13 protein-coding genes are annotated in these 15,829 nt (G+C 71.0%); 11 read left to right on the top strand and 2 right to left on the bottom strand.

The features are described from left to right. Positions 1 to 2: 2 nt before the first annotated feature. The 11 genes from E1294_RS00800 (at position 3) to E1294_RS00850 (ending at position 13,379) form a co-directional block, all read left to right on the top strand. Positions 3 to 752: a YebC/PmpR family DNA-binding transcriptional regulator gene (locus tag E1294_RS00800; protein WP_132503667.1), complete on the top strand. Its 750-nt coding sequence runs from the start codon at positions 3 to 5 to the stop codon at positions 750 to 752. Positions 753 to 892: 140 nt separating this feature from the next. After that, a complete protein-coding gene (locus E1294_RS00805; protein WP_132503668.1) occupies positions 893 to 2,677 on the top strand; it encodes a sugar ABC transporter permease in 1,785 nt (594 codons plus the stop codon). A gap of 11 nt (positions 2,678 to 2,688) precedes the next feature. Further along, positions 2,689 to 3,831: a GNAT family N-acetyltransferase gene (locus E1294_RS00810; RefSeq protein WP_132503669.1), complete on the top strand. Its 1,143-nt coding sequence runs from the start codon at positions 2,689 to 2,691 to the stop codon at positions 3,829 to 3,831. A gap of 85 nt (positions 3,832 to 3,916) precedes the next feature. Beyond that, entirely contained in the window at positions 3,917 to 4,447 is a 531-nt protein-coding gene (gene ruvC / locus E1294_RS00815) for a crossover junction endodeoxyribonuclease RuvC (RefSeq protein WP_132503748.1), read from the top strand. Positions 4,448 to 4,678: 231 nt separating this feature from the next. Further along, positions 4,679 to 5,299: a Holliday junction branch migration protein RuvA gene (gene ruvA / locus E1294_RS00820; protein ID WP_132503670.1), complete on the top strand. Its 621-nt coding sequence runs from the start codon at positions 4,679 to 4,681 to the stop codon at positions 5,297 to 5,299. A 261-nt stretch (positions 5,300 to 5,560) separates the two neighbouring features. Next, positions 5,561 to 6,592: a Holliday junction branch migration DNA helicase RuvB gene (gene ruvB / locus E1294_RS00825; protein WP_132503671.1), complete on the top strand. Its 1,032-nt coding sequence runs from the start codon at positions 5,561 to 5,563 to the stop codon at positions 6,590 to 6,592. A gap of 217 nt (positions 6,593 to 6,809) precedes the next feature. Then, positions 6,810 to 7,190 (top strand): preprotein translocase subunit YajC, encoded by a 381-nt coding sequence (gene yajC, locus E1294_RS00830; RefSeq protein WP_246082736.1) that lies wholly within the window; start codon positions 6,810 to 6,812, stop codon positions 7,188 to 7,190. A 91-nt stretch (positions 7,191 to 7,281) separates the two neighbouring features. Beyond that, the gene (gene secD, locus E1294_RS00835) at positions 7,282 to 9,057 is read left to right on the top strand and encodes a protein translocase subunit SecD (RefSeq protein WP_132503673.1); all 1,776 of its coding nucleotides are present in this window, start codon (positions 7,282 to 7,284) and stop codon (positions 9,055 to 9,057) included. A 1-nt stretch (position 9,058) separates the two neighbouring features. Then, complete coding sequence (gene secF, locus E1294_RS00840) at positions 9,059 to 10,057, top strand: protein translocase subunit SecF (RefSeq protein WP_132503674.1); 999 nt, start codon at positions 9,059 to 9,061, stop codon at positions 10,055 to 10,057. 423 nt (positions 10,058 to 10,480) lie between these two features. Continuing rightward, entirely contained in the window at positions 10,481 to 10,999 is a 519-nt protein-coding gene (locus E1294_RS00845) for an adenine phosphoribosyltransferase (RefSeq protein WP_132503675.1), read from the top strand. 187 nt (positions 11,000 to 11,186) lie between these two features. Beyond that, positions 11,187 to 13,379 carry a RelA/SpoT family protein gene (locus E1294_RS00850; RefSeq protein WP_132503676.1) on the top strand — a complete coding sequence of 731 codons (2,193 nt, stop codon included), beginning with the start codon at positions 11,187 to 11,189 and terminating at the stop codon, positions 13,377 to 13,379. 30 nt (positions 13,380 to 13,409) lie between these two features. On the opposite strand, the gene E1294_RS55380 is transcribed toward E1294_RS00850, so the two are convergent. Continuing rightward, complete coding sequence (locus E1294_RS55380) at positions 13,410 to 14,498, bottom strand: cupin domain-containing protein (RefSeq protein ID WP_246082737.1); 1,089 nt, start codon at positions 14,496 to 14,498, stop codon at positions 13,410 to 13,412. A 73-nt stretch (positions 14,499 to 14,571) separates the two neighbouring features. After that, positions 14,572 to 15,801, bottom strand: coding sequence for a DUF349 domain-containing protein (locus tag E1294_RS00865; protein WP_132503677.1), 1,230 nt, complete (start codon positions 15,799 to 15,801; stop codon positions 14,572 to 14,574). Positions 15,802 to 15,829 lie beyond the last annotated feature (28 nt).

The following is a 15,829-nucleotide window of genomic DNA, read 5'->3' on the forward strand; positions in this document are numbered from 1 at the left end:
TAATGTCCGGCCACTCCAAATGGGCGACGACGAAGCACAAGAAGGCCGCGCTCGACGCCAAGCGCGGCAAGCTGTTCGCGAAGCTCATCAAGAACATCGAGGTGGCGGCCCGGACAGGTGGCCCTGACCCGGATGCCAACCCCACCCTCTTCGACGCCATCTTCAAGGCGAAGAAGAACTCCGTGCCCAACGACAACATCGAGCGGGCTCGCAAGCGCGGCGGCGGTCTCGAGGCCGGCGGCGCCGACTGGCAGACCATCACCTACGAGGGCTACGCGCCCGGCGGCGTCGCGGTGCTCATCGAGTGCCTCACCGACAACCGCAACCGCGCCGCCTCCGAGGTGCGCGTGGCGCTGACCCGCAACGGCGGCTCGCTGGCCGACCCCGGGTCCGTTTCCTACATGTTCAACCGCAAAGGCGTCGTCATCGTGCCGAAGAACGGCCTCGACGAGGACACCGTGCTGATGGCCGTCCTCGACGCGGGCGCCGAGGAGGTCAACGACCTGGGCGACTCGTTCGAGGTCGTGTCCGAGGCCGGCGACCTGGTGCCGGTGCGCAAGGCCCTGCAGGACGCGGGCATCGACTACGACTCTGCGGAGTCGAGCTTCCTGCCGACGATGAGCGTGCCGCTCGACGAGGAGGGGGCCAAGAAGGTCTTCCGCCTCATCGACGCGCTGGAGGACAGCGACGACGTCCAGAACGTCTACGCCAACTTCGACGTCTCCGACGACGTGCTGGCGGCGCTGGACTAGCGTTCTTCCCCGGCCAAGGCCGTCCGGCGGGCGATCGTCACGGTCGCTCTCGGGCTCCTTGGCCGGCCGGCGCCGGATGGGTCCCGGCGGCGAGCCTTTCGCGTGCGCGACAGCCTCGGGGCGGCGTAGGGTCAGGCCACGTGACCTCCCCCACCCCTTCACAGGCGTTCCCGCCGGCGCTCGGCTGGCTGCTGGCCGCGCCCGCGGTCCTCGGCGCCCTCATCACCCTGGTCCTGCCCACGGTCCAGACGGTCCTGACCAGCCTCCAGAGCGGGGGCTTCCTGCGTGAGAGCGTTGACGCGGGGATGGACAACTACGTCGAGCTGCTGGGGCGGAGCGGCTTCTGGCGGTCGCTGGGCTTCACGCTCTCGCTGACCACGGTGCCGCTGCTGGTGGCCGTGGTGGTGGCGCCGTTGCTCGCGCTGGCGCTGGACCGCGCGGGCACCTGGCCCCGGCGGGCGGGGCGGGTCGTGCTTTCCCTGGGCATCGTCACGTTCTCCCCAGTGGGGGTGGCGGTGGCCTGGACGCGCGGGCTGCGTACCGACGCCTCCGGTGTGGCGGGCCTGGCCCAAGGGCTGCGCGAGACGGCTACGGCCCCTGGAACGCTCCGGCTCATCGTCGCGGCCGCCACGTTCGGGGTGGTCTGCGCGCTCGCGGTGACGGCGTTCCTGCCCGTCCTGCGCGCTCGCGCGGCGGGACCGCCCGCCGGTGGACGCGTCGCACCCGCGATGCTCGCCGTGGGGGCGCTCGTCGCGATCGCCACCGTCGCCGTCGGGATCCAGACGCTCTCGTTCGGCATGGTGCTCACCCGCGGAGGCCCTGAGCGCTCCACAGAGACGCTCGCGAGCCTCCAGTACGACTATGCCTTCAGGATGGCCAAGTTAGGCGCTGGAGCGGCCGTCGCGACCGTCACAGGGGTGATCCTGGGCGTGCTCGGCGTCGTCGCGACCGTCATCGCCGTGGCGTGCCGCCTGCGCATCACCCTCCTCCAGAAACCCGCGGGGGACGTGTCCCGCACCGGCGGCGCGATCACCCCGTCGCCCCCGTCCCTTCCTGGCGGTGCGCCCGCTCCGAACGCCCCGCACCCGGGCGAGGCGTCCCACCCGCGCGTGTCCCCGCACCCGGGCGAGGCGTCTGGTCCGCTCGTGCCCCCGCCCGCGGGGCAGAGCGGCAGGGCGCCGACCCCGGCGGCCGCGGCCGCCGGGGTGACCGCGCTGGTCGTTGTCGTGGCCGTCGCGCTCATCTGCGCCTGGCCGTGGATCGACGGCCTGCTCGCCTCGCCCGGCGCCGAGGCGGGCGGCCTGCGTACGCAGGTGAACACCTGGGTGCCCGCGGTCGCCGGCGCCCTGGTCTCCGTGGGCGTCGCCTACCTGGCCGCGCTCGGCATCGGCGGCCTGCGCCCGCTGGGGCCCAGGAGCGAGTGGCTGCTGCTCGCGTTCGCGCCCTGGTTGTTCGCCGGTCCGGGAGTCTTCTCCGTCGCCAACTGGCGGAACATGCGCAACCTCGGCCTCATCGACACGTTCGCCGCCCTCGTCCCGCCGCTTCTTGTGAGCGTCCCCGCGCTGCTCGTGCTCACGTTGTTGTGCAAGGGGCTGGCGGAGCGCGCCGGCGGCGACTTCTTCAGCGGTGTGTTCCTGCCCTCGCTCCCCATGGCGGGGCTTCTCGCCGGCGCCGTCGCGCTGGTGAACGCCCAGGACCTGCTCTGGCCGCGGCTCGTCGCCCAGCAGCCGGAGCTGTTCACCGCCCCGGTCGCCCAGGTGGCGCACCTCGGCGCCTTCACCGCCGCCTCGCCGGACGTCGGCGCGGCCACGCCGCTGGTCGTCGTCGCCGTCGCGCTGGCGGCCGCGGTGGCCGCCCAGCTGCTCTATCTCGACAGACTCGTCCTCACGGGAAACGGTTCGCGAGCGCGTACGCCCGCCGCATAAGTTGGCTGACTGTGGAGATACGCGACCTCACCCCTGAAGACCTCGACGACGTCCTTGACCTTCGCAGACGCGCCTTCGGCCCGCTGTCCGTCTCCGACAGGGACAGATGGCGCCGGGCGGTGCTCCCGGCCCTCGGTGAGGGCCGCTATCTCGGAGCCTTCGACGGCACCAGGCTGGCCGCCGCGGCACGGCTGCGTCAGTTCACCCAGTGGTGGCACGGCAGGCCGCAGCCGATGGCCGGGATCGCCGGGGTCACCGTGGCGCCGGAAGACCGCGGCCGCGGCCTCGGCAGCACGATCATGCGGGCCGTCGTCGAACGCGGCAGGGCGCTCGGCGACGCGATCTCCGCGCTCTATCCGGCCACCACCCGCATCTACCGCTCGCTCGGCTACGAGCACGCCGGAGCCCAGCACAGCGTACGCCTCCCCGCCGAGCTGCTGCGCAGGATCCGGCCGTCCGGCCAGGTCAAGCTGCGCAGGATGGGCCCGGGCGACGCGGGAGAGGTCGTCTCCATCCTGCACCGCGTCCACGGCGCCACCCGCGCCAGCGGGCCCATCTCGTGGGACGAGGACACCTGGAGCCTGTGGCTCGAGAGCGAGGACGACTTCCTCTACGTCGCCGACGACGGTTTCGTGGTCTACCGGTGGCACGGCGATGACATGCTGGTCGACAGCCTCGTCGCCGGATCCGGGGAGACACTCAGGGCGCTGTGGTCCGTGGTGGGCAGCGCGTCCTCGATCGCGCGCGAGGTCGTCGCGCACGTGGCTCCCGACGACCCGGTGTTGTGGCTGCTGCGCGAGCGGACGATAGAGCAGGTCACGCAGCGCCGGTGGATGTTCAGGGTGCTCGACGTCGCCGCCGCGGCCGAGCGCAGGGGCTACCCGGCGCACCTTGCGGGCGGGGCCGTCGTCACCGTGGACGACCCTCTCGGAGGTGGCGGCACGTGGCGGCTGGAGTTCTCCGGCGGCTCCGTCGCCGTCACCCCGGCCGGGCAGCCCGGGGTGAGGCTCAGCGTGAACGGCCTCTCCGCCCTGTACGCCGGGATCCCGGCCGCCACCCTGCGCCTCAGCGGGCTCATGTCCGGATATGACCGATACGACGAGACACTCGACGCCGCCTTCGCCGCCAGGCCGTACATGCTCGAAGACTTCTGACGGGCGTTTCCCGGTGCACGGTCACCGTGGGCGGAGTAGAGTCTCGTGCCGAACAGATGTTCGGCGGGCACGGGAGGGCATGCCGGTGCGGGTGATGGGCGTCGATCCGGGGCTGACCCGGTGCGGTCTGGGCGCCGTCGAGGGGCGTCCGGGCGCGCCGCTGACGCTCGTGGCCGTCGGGGTGGTGCGCACCGGCGCCGACGAGGAGCTCGGGGCCCGGCTCGTGGGCATCGAGGCCGGCATCGAGAAATGGCTCGACGACGTGCGTCCCGACGCGGTCGCGGTCGAGCGGGTCTTCAGCCAGCACAACGTACGCACCGTCATGGGCACGGCGCAGGCCGCGGGGGTCGCGGTGTTGTGCGCGGCCCGGCGTGGGCTGCCCGTGGCGCTGCACACGCCGTCGGAGGTGAAGGCCGCCATCACCGGCAGCGGCACGGCCGACAAGAAGCAGATCGGCGCCATGGTCACGCGGCTGCTGCGGCTCGCCGAGATGCCCAAACCCGCCGACGCCGCCGACGCGCTCGCCCTGGCCATCTGCCACGTCTGGCGCGGCGGCGCACAGCACCGCCTCGCCGCGGCCCTCGCCAAGGCCACCAGGAAGGGCTCCGGGCTGTGACGGCGCGGCGGAGCCGCCGTTCCCGCGGACTCCGGGACGGATGTCGCGAACGGCGGCCCGGGAGGCTCCCGGGCGGTTCGAGCGCGGTGGGTCCGGCTGGTCCGGTCGTCTCAGTGGCGGATGGTCGAGCGCGAGAGGGAGCCGCTCTCCTCTCGGGGCGGGCGCCTCGGCAGGGCAGGGTCGTGAGGCGGAGGGCAGGGTTGTGACCGGATCGACGACAGGAGGCGTGTGATGATCGCGTCGGTGGCCGGGAAGGTGACGGCGATCACGCCCGACGGAGCCGTGATCGAGGTCGGCGGCGTCGGGATTCTCGCCCACTGCACCCCCGGCACGCTCGCCACGCTGCGCATCGGCGAGGAGGCACGCCTGGCCACGTCTCTCGTCGTGCGCGAGGAGTCCCTCACCCTCTTCGGTTTCGCCACCGACGACGAGCGGGCGGTGTTCGAGCTGCTGCAGACGGCCAGCGGCGTCGGGCCGAAACTGGCGCTGGCGATGCTGGCCGTGCACGCGCCCAACGCGCTGCGGGTGGCCGTGGCCGGCGCCGATCTGAAGGCGCTCACGCAGGTGCCGGGCATCGGGCAGAAGGGGGCACAGCGCATCGTGCTGGAGCTGAAAGACCGGCTGGGCACGCCGGAGACGACGGTCGACGCCGCGCTCAACGGCGAGCGGAAGGTCGCGGCCTGGCGCGAGCAGGTGCACTCGGGGCTGGTGGGGCTCGGCTACTCCAGCAAGGACGCCGACGAGGCGATCGACGCCGTGGAGCCTGACGCCGACGCCGACCTCGCCGCCGGCCGCCAGCCGCGGGTGGCCACGCTGCTGAAGGCCGCGCTGCGATCGCTGAGCGTGCGATGAGTCATGGCGGCGGAGCCGGCGGCACCGCACGCGCCGACGTGGCCTGCCGCCCGTCACGGCCGGTCGTGAAGGCCCACGTGGTGCCCACCGTGACGAGCGGAACGCGGGCCGGGTTCCGTGGTTACGCGGTGAGCGGAGTGACCGGCGGGGCGCCGGGGTTCGATAGGTTGGCCCGGCCGGGGCGCGACGGGCGGTGCCATGCCGGGCCCCGCCGGCCCGGTGCGATGCGTAGGGTCGTCATCGGCGGGAGGAGGTGCCGCGGTGAGCTCTGATCGGGAGCTCGTCTCACCCGACGCCGAGGGCGAGGAGCTGCAGATCGAGGCGGCGCTCAGGCCCAAGCGGCTCGGCGAGTTCATCGGCCAGGGCCGGGTGCGCGAGCAGCTCTCCCTCGTGCTCGAAAGTGCTCTGCGGCGGCAGCGGCCACCCGACCACGTGCTGATGAGCGGTTCTCCGGGGCTCGGCAAGACGACCCTGGCGATGATCATCGCAGCCGAGCTGAACGCGCCGCTCCGGATCACCTCGGGCCCGGCCCTCGAACGTGCGGGCGACCTCGCGGCCATCCTGTCGACGCTGGCCGAGGGCGAAGTGTTGTTCATCGACGAGATCCACCGGATGGCCAGGCCCGCCGAGGAGATGCTCTATCTCGCGATGGAGGACTTCCGGGTCGACATCGTCGTCGGCAAGGGCCCAGGGGCCACCGCCATCCCCCTCGACATCGCGCCGTTCACCCTGGTCGGCGCCACGACCAGAGCCGGGCTGCTGCCCGCGCCGCTGCGCGACAGGTTCGGGTTCACCGCCCACATGGACTTCTATGAGGTCGGCGAGCTGGAGCAGGTGCTCTACCGGTCGGCGAGGCTGCTCGGCGTCGGCCTGCCGGACGACGGCGCCCACGAGATCGCCAGGCGGTCGAGGGGCACGCCCCGCATCGCCAACCGGCTGCTGCGGCGGGTGCGCGACTTCGCCGACGTGCGCGCCGACGGGGTGGTCGACCGCGAGGTCGCGGCGGCGGCGCTCAACCTTTATGAAGTTGACGCAGAAGGGCTCGACCGGCTCGACAGAGCGGTGCTGGGCGCGCTGCTGAAGAAGTTCGGCGGCGGTCCCGTGGGGTTGTCGACCCTCGCGGTCGCCGTGGGCGAGGAGCCGGAGACGGTCGAAGTGGTGGCCGAGCCGTTCCTCGTACGCCAAGGTCTGCTGGCCAGGACACCGCGCGGCCGGGTGGCGACCGCGGCCGCGTGGACCCATCTCGGCATGACTCCACCACCTGACGCATTCGGAGCCCCGCTTTTCGACTGATCACAGAACGGTTGCAACCGTTTCAATATGGGAACTTCCCCGCGCGCCGAAACGCTGCTTCGTTGCCGCGTTTCTCAACAAGCGCCTACACTCCGTGGCTTGGCTGGCTGTGTAGGCTGACGGCCCGAGTGGCGCGGCCCGACGCGACGCACGGAATTTCCGGCGCGAGGCCGGTGTCAACTCCTTGTACGACAATGGAAGGTCGCCCCTTATGGACATGGGACAACTCGGAAGCATCCTGCCGCTGATCCTCTTGGTGGTGGTGTTTTACTTCCTGCTGATCCGCCCGCAGCGCAAGCGCCAGCAAGAGGCCGTCCGGATGCAGAACTCTCTCACTCCGGGTGCGCGCGTCATGACCACGACGGGCCTGTTCGGCACCGTCGTCGCGGTGGACAATGAGGACGTCGTCCTCGAGGTCGCCCCCGGTGTCGAGACCCGCTGGGTGAAGGCCGCCATCGGCCGCGTCGTCACGCCCGGAGACGCTTCCGCAGGTGACGAGGCCGCTGACGGCAACACGTCCGACGAGGAGGGCGGGAACGAGTCCGAGGCCGCCGTGGATCGCAACGGAGACCAGGACTCCAGCACCAAGCGGTCCTGACTAAGCTCTGCGACAAACCTCTATCTGAAAGAACTGACGACCAGTGGCCCGACCGACCAGCCGCCACAGCCGACCGGGGCGTACGCTCCTGGTGCTTCTGGCGCTCTTCCTCGCCCTGGGCGGGACGATGTTCCTGCAGCAGGCGTACACGCCCAAGCTGGGGCTAGACCTCGCCGGCGGCACGACGGTGACTCTGTCGCCCGTGACCCAGAACAACGCGGCTCCTCCAGAGGAGATCCTTGACCGGGCGGTCAACATCATCCGCGACCGGGTCAACGGCACCGGCATCTCCGACGCGGAGGTCGCCAAGTCCGGCGACAACATCATCATCTCCATTCCGGGTGTCGGGCAGAACGAGGCCATCAAGCTGGTCGCGACCACCGCAGAGCTGCGCTTTCGCCAGGTGCTCGCCATGGAGGCCACGCAGGCCCCGGCAGACCTGGCCACCAACGCGCCGACGCCGAGCGCCTCGCCCTCGGGCGGCACGTCGGACGGCCCTTCGGCCTCCGACCCGGCCAAGCCGAAGGCCTCCGAGCCGGTCAGGCCGCCGGCGTCCCCGTCGGCCGGAGCGCCGCAGCCGAGCGCGTCCCCCACGGGCAAGGCGTTGTCGTCGGCGCTGATCGCGCCACAGCCGAGCACGTCGGCCGAGCCCTCCGCCACGGAGAGCCCGAAGGGGCAGGACAAGCGGGGCACCAAGGACGGTAAGTCCACGCCCGCGCCGAGCGACGAACCCAGCCAACCCCCGGCGGACGACCCCAACGCCTTGGGCGTCAACCCCGAGGGCATCGACCCCGCGGTGCTGGCCCAGTTCAAGAAGCTCAACTGCGCCGACCCCGCCAACCGCGGGCAGGGTGTCCAGGACGACCCCAACAAGCAGTACGCCGGCTGCGAGAGCGACGGCAGCTTCAAGTACGTCCTCGACGTCGCCAAGGTCGTCGGCACCGACATCGACACCGCCTCCGCGGGCGTCCGCCAGGGCACCACCGAGTGGGTCGTCCAGCTCGACTTCAAGAGCAAGGGCGCCGGCGAGTGGAGCAAGCTCACCACCGCCGCTTACAACTCCCAGGAACCACGCAACAAGGTCGCCGTCGTGCTCGACGGCGTCGTCATCACCGCCCCCAACATCATCGGCCCGATCCCGGGCGGCCGGGCGGAGATCACCGGCGGCTTCGACCAGGCCAGCGCCACCACGCTGGCTGACCAGCTCAAGTACGGAGCGCTGCCGCTGAAGTTCAACCGCAGCTCCGTCGACACCGTCTCCTCGACCCTGGGTCAGGACCAGCTCGAGGGCGGCCTGATCGCCGGCCTGATCGGCCTGGCGCTGGTGGTCGTCTACTGTCTGCTCTACTACCGCGGCCTGGGCATCGTGGCGGTGCTGAGCCTCGTGGTGGCCACCGTCATCACGTACACGTCCGTGGTGGTGCTCGGGCACAACGCCGGCTTCCGCCTCTCTCTGCCGCACATCATCGGCCTGGTGGTCTCGATCGGCATCACCGCCGACTCCTTCATCGTGTACTTCGAACGCATACGTGATGAGATGAAGGAAGGGCGGCGGTCGCTCCGCTCGGCCGTCGAGGTGGCCTGGGTCCGTGCCAGGCGCACGATCCTGATCGCCGACGCCGTCATGTTCATCGCCGCCATCGTGCTGTATTTCCTGGCGGTGGGCGGTGTCGCCGGGTTCGCGTTCGCGATGGGCCTGACCACGCTGATCGACGTCGTGGTGGTGTTCCTGTTCACCAAGCCGTTCATCGCTCTGCTGGCGAGGGTGAAGTTCTTCGCCAAGGGGCACCCGCTGTCCGGCCTCGACGCCGAGCGTATGAGCGAGGTCGGCTCGACCGGCCGCACGACCACTCCGCAGGAGGCCTGAGATGGGACTGGGGCGTCGCCTCTACCGCGGCGAGATCGACGTCGACTTCGTCGGCAAATGGCGGCTGTGGTACAGCCTGTCCGGCCTGCTGCTCGCCGTCTCGCTGGCCGGGCTGCTGGTCAACGGGCTCAACCTGGGCGTGGAGTTCAAGGGCGGCACAATCTTCTCGTTCAAGTCCTCGCAGGCCTCGGTCGAGCAGGTGCGTGAGTCCGTGCTCGACCAGGGCGTGCACCAGGTGATCGTCCAGCAGGCGGGCACCGGTGGCTGGCGGGCCACCACCGAGAGCCTGCCGGAGGACACCCGGACCCAGGTGCAGAGCGAGATCTCCAAGGACTTCGGGGTCCCGCTCGACCAGGTGAGCATCCAGGCCATCGGCCCGTCCTGGGGCGGTGAGGTCTCGCAGAAGGCCTGGATCGGCCTGGGCGTGTTCATGCTGGCGATCATCCTCTACCTGTCGATGGCGTTCGAGCCGAAGATGGCGCTGGCCGCGATCGTCGCGCTCATCCATGACCTCGTCATCACGGCCGGCATCTACGCCTGGTCGGGCTTCGAGGTCACGCCGGCGACGCTGCTGGGCTTCCTGACCATCCTCGGTTATTCGCTCTACGACGCGGTCGTGGTGTTCGACATGATCAAGGAGGTCACGGCCAAGCTGGGCCACACGTCCAAGCAGACCTACTCGATGGCGGCCAACAACGCGCTCAACCACACGCTGATCCGATCGCTGAACACCTCGCTGGTCGCGATCCTGCCGGTGGCGGCGATCCTGTTCATCGGCACCACGGTGCTCGGCGCCGGCACGCTGAAGGACCTGTCGCTGTCGTTGTTCGTCGGCATGATCGTCGGCACCTACTCCTCGTTGTGCGTGGCCACGCCGCTGCTGGTGACGCTGAAGGAACGCGAGCCGAAATACCAGGCCATCGCCAGGCGGCTGGCCTCCACGGGCGGCGGCGCCAAGGGAGCGAAGAGCTCCAAGAAGGCCGCGGCGGCCAAGGGATAGCCAGCCCACCCGCCGTTCACGACGCCCTCGCCCGGCCCTGGGCGGGGGCGTCGTCGTGCCACCCAGTGAGGGTCCCGCCGGGCTGGGGGCTCGCCGATGCGGCCTTGAGAACGCCCCTGGCGAGGGCGTACGGCCGCGGCGCAGGGGTAAGGCGACGCGGCCGTCATCGTGCCGCCAGGAACGCTCTGAGGCGCGCGGAGGCGCGCGGAGGCGCCGGCGCGGGGGCCGCGGACCAGGGATGTTGCCGGAGCACATGACGGTGCGGGGCAGCAGGGGAGACCGAGGGCTGCGTGACGGGTTGCTCAGGTACGCCGGTGAGGGGCGCGGACGGGGAGGCCGGTGGGCGGAGAAGGTCCTGCAAGGGCCCGCTATGCATCATCATGGAGCGCGGCAGATGGCCGGTGAGGAATGCGAGGAAACACCATGAGTGAGCTGAACACGTTGATCCTGGAGCGGATCAGGGATGTTCCCGACTATCCGAAGCAGGGCGTCCTGTTCAAGGACATCACCCCGCTCCTGGCCGATCCCGTGGCGATGGCCGCCGTGGTGGAAGAGCTGGCCGGGTTGCACCAGGTCGACAAGATCGTGGGGATCGAGGCGCGCGGGTTCATCCTCGCCGCTCCGGTGGCGTACCGCGCGGGCGCCGGGTTCGTGCCGGTGCGCAAGAAGGGGAAACTGCCCGCCGAAACCCTCGAGGAGTCCTACGATCTGGAGTACGGCTCCGCGACCATCGAGGTCCACCGCGACGCCCTCGCGCCCGGCGACCGGGTTCTCATCGTCGACGACGTGCTGGCCACGGGTGGCACCGCCGGGGCGGCCGTGGAACTGGTGAAGAGGACGGGAGCCGAGGTCGTCGGTGTGGCGGTGCTGATGGAGCTGGCGTTTCTCCACGGACGTGAGCGGCTGACGGGAGTGCCGTTGCACTCGCTCGTGATCGTCTGAACCGCCCCGCGACCGCTCAAGTTTGCTGCCTGGATACACTTGGGGGATCTGGACTCGAACGTGAGGAGTCATTGCGTGAGGAGTCTGTGTGCCCCGTGATGTGGTCGCGCCCGACGTAACCGATTCCGGCAACGCCGAGGCGCCCGGCGTGCCGGCGGTGCGCCGAAGGCGGTTTGGGGGTGGGGCCATGAATCCGGTGCTGGAGCCGTTGTTCCGTACGGTCCGCGCCACCCATCCCAAGGCCGACCTGCGCCTGATCGAGCGCGCCTACGACGTCGCGGCCTACCACCACCGTGACCAGAAGCGGAAGTCGGGTGACCCCTACATCACCCACCCGCTGGCGGTGGCGACGATCCTTGCCGAGCTCGGCACCGACGACGAGACCCTGTGCGCGGCGCTGCTGCACGACACGGTGGAAGACACCGCCTACAGCCTCGACGAGCTGCGCGGCGACTTCGGCGAGACGATCGCCTCCCTGGTCGACGGCGTCACCAAGCTCGACAAGGTCAAGTTCGGCGACGCGGCGCAGGCCGAGACCGTGCGCAAGATGGTCGTCGCCATGTCGCGCGACATCCGCGTCCTGATCATCAAGCTGGCCGACCGGCTGCACAACATGCGCACCATGCGCTACCTGCCCGAGCACAAGCGCCACCAGAAGTCGCGCGAGACGCTGGAGATCTTCGCCCCGCTGGCCCACCGCCTGGGCATGAACACGATCAAGTGGGAGCTCGAGGACCTGGCCTTCGCCATGCTCTATCCCAAGCGCTACGACGAGATCGCGCGCATGGTGTCGGAGCGGGCGCCGCGCAGAGACCTGTTTCTGCAGGAGGTCATCGAGAAGGTCTCCGGCGACCTGCGCGAGGCGAAGATCCGCGCCGTCGTCAAGGGCCGGCCGAAGCACTACTACTCGGTCTACCAGAAGATGATCGCCCGCGACGTGGCGTTCGACGACATCTATGACCTGGTGGGCATCCGCGTGCTGGTCGACAGCGTGCGCGACTGCTATGCCGCCCTCGGCACGATCCACGCCCGGTGGAACCCGGTGCCGGGGCGGTTCAAAGACTACATCGCGATGCCCAAGTTCAACATGTACCAATCGCTGCACACGACGGTGATCGGTCCCGAGGGCAAGCCGGTGGAGCTGCAGATCCGCACCCACGCGATGCACCACAGGGCTGAATACGGCGTGGCCGCCCACTGGAAATACAAGGAGGAGGTCGGCGCCCCCGGCCCTCCCGGCAAGGTCAAGCCGGGCAGCGACATGGCCTGGCTGCGCCAGCTCCTCGACTGGCAGAAGGAGACCTCCGACCCGGGAGAGTTCCTCGAGTCGCTGCGCTTCGACCTGTCGGTCTCCGAGGTCTACGTCTTCACCCCGAAAGGGCAGGTCATCGCGCTGCCCGAGGGGGCCACGCCGGTCGACTTCGCCTACGCCGTGCACACCGAGGTGGGCCATCGCTGCATCGGCGCCCGGGTCAACGGGCGGCTGGTGCCGCTGGAGTCGCGGCTGGGCAACGGCGACACGGTGGAGATCTTCACCTCCAAGTCGCCCGACGCCGGCCCCTCGCGCGACTGGCTGAAGTTCGTCAAGTCCGGCCGGGCCCGCAACAAGATCCGGCAGTGGTTCTCCAAGGAACGCCGCGAGACCGCAATCGAGGCCGGCAAGGAGGCCATCGGGCGGGCCATGCGCAAGCAGGGCCTGCCGCTGCAGCGGCTGATGTCCGGCGAGGCGCTGCTGGCGCTGGCCCGCGACCTGCGCTATCCCGACGTGTCCGCCCTCTACGCGGCCGTGGGCGAGGGCCACGTCGCGGCCCAGAACGTCGTGCAGAAACTCGTGGCCTCGATCGGCGGCGTCGACAGCGCCGAGGAGGACATCGCCGAGACCTCGCTGCCGACCCGGCTGCGCGGCCGCCCCCGGGGCGGTGGCGGCGCGGGCGTGGTCGTGGCGGGCGACGCAGACGTGTGGGTACGCCTGTCGAAGTGCTGCACCCCCGTGCCCGGCGACGAGATCGTCGGCTTCGTCACCCGGGGCCACGGCGTGTCGGTGCACCGCGGCGACTGCACCAACGTGCAGCAGCTCAAGGCGCAGCCCGACCGGCTGGTCGAGGTCAGCTGGTCGCCGAGCGACGACAGCGTCTTCCTGGTGGCCATCCAGGTCGAGGCGCTCGACCGGCCGCGCCTGCTGTCCGACGTCACGCGCACTCTCTCCGACCAGCACGTCAACATCCTCAGCGCCTCGGTGACGACCTCGCGCGACCGGGTGGCGGTCAGCAAGTTCACGTTCGAGATGGGCGACCCCAAGCACCTGGGGCACGTGCTGAAGGCCGTACGCAGCATCCAGGGCGTCTTCGACGTCTACCGGGTGAGCGGCGCGGGCGGCTGAACCGGCCCGGTCAGCCGGTGCGGTCGGACGTCAGCCCGCCAGACCGGGCAGGTTGACCACGATCGCCTCCTGGGTGTTGCGGGCGATCACCACCACCGCCTCCTGCGACGGGTCCGGATTCTCCTCCCGATGGGGCACGTACGGCGGAACGTAGATGTAGTCGCCCGGGCCCGCCTCGATGCGCACCTCCTCGGCGTCCTCCAGGAAGACGAACGCCGGCGTGCCGCTGACCACGTAGATGGCCGTCTCGGACGCCCCGTGATGGTGGTCGGACGAGCGGGTGGCGGGCGCGACGTGCGTCTGGCCCATCCACAACCGCGTGGAGCCGGCCGTGGCGCCGCTGATGGCGGCCAGCCGGCGCATGCCGGAGCTCTGCGCCGTATCGCCCGAGAGCTCACCGGCGGGCACGTGACGCAGCGGATGGTGGAACGGGTCGCCCTCAGCCCGGTAGCCCTCCCAGAGCCGCCCTCCGGCCCGCTCCAGCACGCCCGAGGCGACGGCGGCCAGGCGTACGGGGTCGTCGTGCGCGGCGAGCAGCTCGCCCGCCAACGCGGGGTCGTGCGCGCGCAGCTCGCGCAGCAGCCACTTGCCGCTGCCCTGCCACCTGCGCCCCACGCCCAGCGCGGTCCTGGCGGCCTCCTGGACCACCTCCCAGCGGATGAACGCCTGCTCGCCGGCGTCGGTGACGCCCGCCAGGTCGTCGAGCAGATCGGACAGCACGTAGCGGGCCCGCGCGGCCTGGTCGGGCGTCAGCCCGCCGGGCCCTGCGGCCAGGCGCTCGCCGAGCGCGCTCTGCAGGTCGCTGGCCCGTCCGCCCGTCCTGTCGGCCAGCACCGCGCCCTCCGCGCACATGCGCGCCAGGCTCGGCCTGCGCCTGCCGAAGTCCTCGTCGAAGAAGACGTGCAGGCTGGCCTCGCTGTGCACGAACAACTCCACCGGCCACCCGCGCCAGCGCAGCGACTCGCGGTAGGGGGCCGCCAGGCCGTCGAGCACCACCACGACGTCGAGATCGGAGGTGCTGGTGCGGCGTTCGGTGAGCACGCTGCCGCCGACGAAGGCGTACAGCGCCCCCGGGAACATCTCCTCGACCAGGGCGCGCGCGTCGGTGACGGGATCCATGCCGTCAGCCTAGATCCCAGGTGCCGGCGCGCGCCGCCCGAATCTGCGCCCTCTCACCGGGAGGGGCCGCGGCTCAGCTGAACTCGGCCAGCGTGCGCTCGGCCTCCTCCAGCCACGACCGGCGGGCGGTCAGCGCCTCCTCGGCCTCCTTGACGTCCTTGGCGCGCCCGGCGGCCTGCGCCTTGGACAGCCGCTTCTCCAGCTGGTCGATGGAGGTGCGCAGCTGGTCGACCGTGCTCTGGGCGCGGGCCCTCGCCTCGGGGTTGGAGCGCTTCCACTCGGCGTCCTCGGCCTTGCGCACCGCGTCGTCGACCTTGCGCAGCCCGCCTTCGAGCCGGTCGCGCTGGTCGCGCGGCACGGGGCCGGCGGCCTCCCAGCGCTCCAGGATGTGCCGCAGCGCCGCCCTGGCCGTGCGTACGTCGGTGACGGGGAGGATCTTCTCCGCCTCGGCGAGCAACTGCTCCTTGACCGCGGCGTTGGCTGCGAGCGAGGCGTCACGTTCGGCGAACACGGCGGAACGGGCCTGGAAGAACTGGTCCTGGGCGCCTTTGAAGCGGGCCCAGAGCTCGTCCTCCGCTTCGCGCGAGGCCCGGCCGGCGCTCTTCCACTGTTGCATCAGGTCGCGGTAGATCGCCGCGGTGCCGCCCCAGTCGGTCGAGTCGGCCAGCGCCTCGGCCTCGGCGACGATGCGCTCCTTGGCCGCGCGCACCTCCTCGCGCTGCTCGTCGAGCCCCGCGAAGTACTGCTTGCGGCGCTTGGCGAACGCCGTGCGGGCGGCCGACAACCGCTTCCACAGCGCGGCCTCGGTGACCCGGTCGATGCGATCGGCGGCCTTCCACTCCTCGATGAGCTGGCGCAGCCGCTCACCGCCGGACTTCCAGTGGGTGGTCTCGTCGGCGATGCGCTCGGCCTCGGCGACGATGCGTTCCTTGACCGCCCTGGCCTCGGCCCGCGCCTGCTCGCGAGCGGCCTTGACCTCCTCGCGGCGCTGGGCGACCAGCTCCGTCAGGCCGTCGAGCCTGGCCGTCAGCGCGGCGAGGTCGCCGATCGCGTGGGCGTCGGCGACGGCCTCGCGCAGCTTGACGATGCTCGCCTCGGCCTGTGCCGGAGCCAGGTCGGTGCTCCTGACGCGCTGTTCGAGCAGCTGGACCTGACCGGCCAGCTCGTCGTACTTGCGATGGAAGTAGGCCAGTGCCTCTTCGGGTTCACCGGCCTGCCAGGACCCGACGGCTCGCTCTCCCTCAGCCGTACGCACGTAGACGGTGCCGTCGTCGTCTACCCGGCCCCACGGGTCGGTGCTCACCGTGTCCTCCCGCACTATCCATCAGACC

The organism is Nonomuraea diastatica, assembly GCF_004349015.1.
Classification (GTDB): Bacteria; Actinomycetota; Actinomycetes; order Streptosporangiales; family Streptosporangiaceae; genus Nonomuraea; species Nonomuraea diastatica.